Annotated in this window: 2 protein-coding genes; one reads left to right on the forward strand and one right to left on the reverse strand. The window is 50.9% G+C overall.

Annotated features, from left to right (window positions below):
• The first annotated feature begins 202 nt into the window (after positions 1 to 202).
• Positions 203 to 1486, forward strand: coding sequence for an alpha/beta fold hydrolase (locus tag QHG98_09670; protein ID MDH7597981.1), 1284 nt, complete (start codon positions 203 to 205; stop codon positions 1484 to 1486).
• 152 nt (positions 1487 to 1638) lie between these two features.
• On the opposite strand, the gene istB is transcribed toward QHG98_09670, so the two are convergent.
• Positions 1639 to 2316 carry an IS21-like element helper ATPase IstB gene (gene istB / locus QHG98_09675; GenBank protein MDH7597982.1) on the reverse strand — a complete coding sequence of 226 codons (678 nt, stop codon included), beginning with the start codon at positions 2314 to 2316 and terminating at the stop codon, positions 1639 to 1641.
• Positions 2317 to 2426: the final 110 nt, after the last annotated feature.

Raw genomic sequence — 2426 nt, forward strand, 5'->3', positions numbered from 1 at the left:
ACTTCATGAACTCTCTTTCTACCCATAGTCTGGATAGATCAACGCAATGGTTAAAACATTTTGTTATGGAGCAGTAGGCTTTCAAGCAATTGATGCATTACACTCTGGCGTGCTGTTCTGGGCATAAAGGCTTAAGTACTTTAGATTAGACACTCTTTTTGAGGGAGATCTCATGTCGATGCGCTTTGAGATCAGGCTTTGCATGGCACTATGGCTTAGCCTGCTGATCTTCTCTTCTGCAGCCTCAGGAGCAGGTGAGATTTATACGGCACAAACACATACATCAAGATCAATATTTCAGGATAAAGCGTTCAACTTCGAGTTCCTTCGAGCTATAGGCTATACTGCGGGCGGAGGAGCGGATATCAACGAGTGCCTGGACACAGCCTTCCGCATAAGAGACGGCGACGTCGAGAGCTGGTATAGCGAATGGAACAAGACGGCGGCCAGGCTGGAGAGGGCGGCCGTTGAGTTCCTATCCAGCGGTCATAACGTGAGCGCAAGGGAGGCCTTCTTCAGAGCATCCGCATACTACAGATGCGCCGGATTTTTCCTGGACATAAATCCTGATGATCCTAGAATATTGCCCACATGGGAGAAGAGCCGGGACTGCTTCATGAAGGCGGCAAGTCTCTCAAATGGTCTTATCCGGCCTGTTCGGATCCCCTTTGAGAACACAACGCTACCGGGATATCTCTGCCTCGTAGATTCAAGCGGAGAAGAGAGGCCCACCCTGATCGTTCATACCGGCTTTGACGGCACGGGCGAAGAGCTATACTATGCGGTCGCAAGATCTGCTAATGCCAGGGGCTACAATGTCTTGATATTCGAGGGGCCGGGACAGGGGGAGGTGATCAGAGTGCAGAAGATCCACTTCAGGCACAACTGGGAGTCTGTAGTTACCCCTGTAGTCGATTTTGCCCTGAACCTGACCGAGGTTGATCCTGATAAGATCGCTCTTATGGGCATAAGCTTCGGCGGCTATCTGGCTCCGAGAGCAGCAGCCTTTGAGCATAGGATCGCTGCCTGTATCGCCAATGGCGGCGTATATGACTACAATGCCAGCATGCTGCAAAGAGCCCCGCCTGATATCGAGGATATCCTTAGCGACGAGAATGCGTCCAGGGAGTTTGACCAGTGGACTCGTGAGCTGATGAACCAGAGCGTCGAGATAGGCTGGTCGATGGGGCATGGTATGCTGGTATTCGGAGCAGCTTCGCCAAGCGAATATATGCGGATGGTCGCACCCTACACGCTCAAGGATGTAGCCCCTCTGATCAAGTGCCCGACCCTTGTTGTCGATTCGGATGCTGACACAATGATCTCCGGCCAGTCGAGGCCTCTATACGATGCCCTCACCTGCCCCAAAGAGTTCCTCCTCTTCACAACGGATGAGGGTGCAGGGCTGCACTGCCAGATGGGCGCGATGATGATCTCAAACGAGCGGATATTCAACTGGCTTGATGGAGTATTGCAGAAGAGCTGATGCTATCCTCTGTGATACTCTACATTTTTTGCCTGATTTTCATAAAGCGTAGCCTTTCAGGTCCCGTTTCATCGGGATGGCCGCTGCAAATGGCGGGATAAAATTGTCCAGTCCTACTTAAGCCTTCCATCCATCATGAATGATCATCCTGTTCACCCCGCAAAGTTCTGAGGTACCAGCCCGACCCGTTTTCGCTCCTTCAGCCTGAAGCTGTCGCCTTTTATGTTGACCGTAGTGCAGTGGTGCAATATCCTGTCCAGAATTGCCGCGGCGATGATCTGATCCTCGAATATCTCTCCCCACGCGCCGAACGACTTGTTTGAGGTGAATATGGTTGAGGCGCGCTCATATCGCCTTGAGACGATCTGGAAGAAGCAATGAGCCTCCTGCTTATTGAAAGGCAGATATCCCATCTCATCTATGATGAGTAGATGAAACTTGGACAGGCCCTTGATCTTCTCTTCAAGCCTCTTCTCTGCGTCAGCCTTGGCAAGACGTTCGACCAAGGTGGATGCATTGACAAAATGAACCTTGAATCCCGCAATGGCCGCTTCCATCCCCAGCGCGATAGCAAGGTGAGTCTTTCCAACGCCCGGAGGTCCAAGAAAGATGACGTTTGCGGCGTTGTGGACGAACCTCAATGTTGCAACCTCATTGATCACGGATTTGTCAAGAGACGGCTGGAAATCAAAATCAGATAGTCTCTTGTTAGCCGAAAATCCTGCCAGCCTGATCCTCAGGCCAAGTGACCGCGCCTCTTTTCTCCGGACCTCCTGGTCCGCCAGGTAATCAAGTATCTCGATAGTGGATTTCTCGTCCTTGACCGCTATCTCAAGGTAGTGTCAGGTGGTGAAAAACATGGCTCTAGTGCTCAGTAACATTAATTTTTAATCATATTGTAGTGTCGTTTGAGTTTTGCTCTGGCGTTATCTTTGCTGAA

This window comes from Methanothrix sp., assembly GCA_029907715.1.
Classification (GTDB): domain Archaea; phylum Halobacteriota; class Methanosarcinia; order Methanotrichales; family Methanotrichaceae; genus Methanothrix_B.

Coding starts and splice junctions, on each gene's coding strand:
- QHG98_09670 (MDH7597981.1), top strand. CDS start 203: ATGGCACTATGGCTTAGCCTGCTGATCTTCTCTTCTGCAGCCTCAGGA.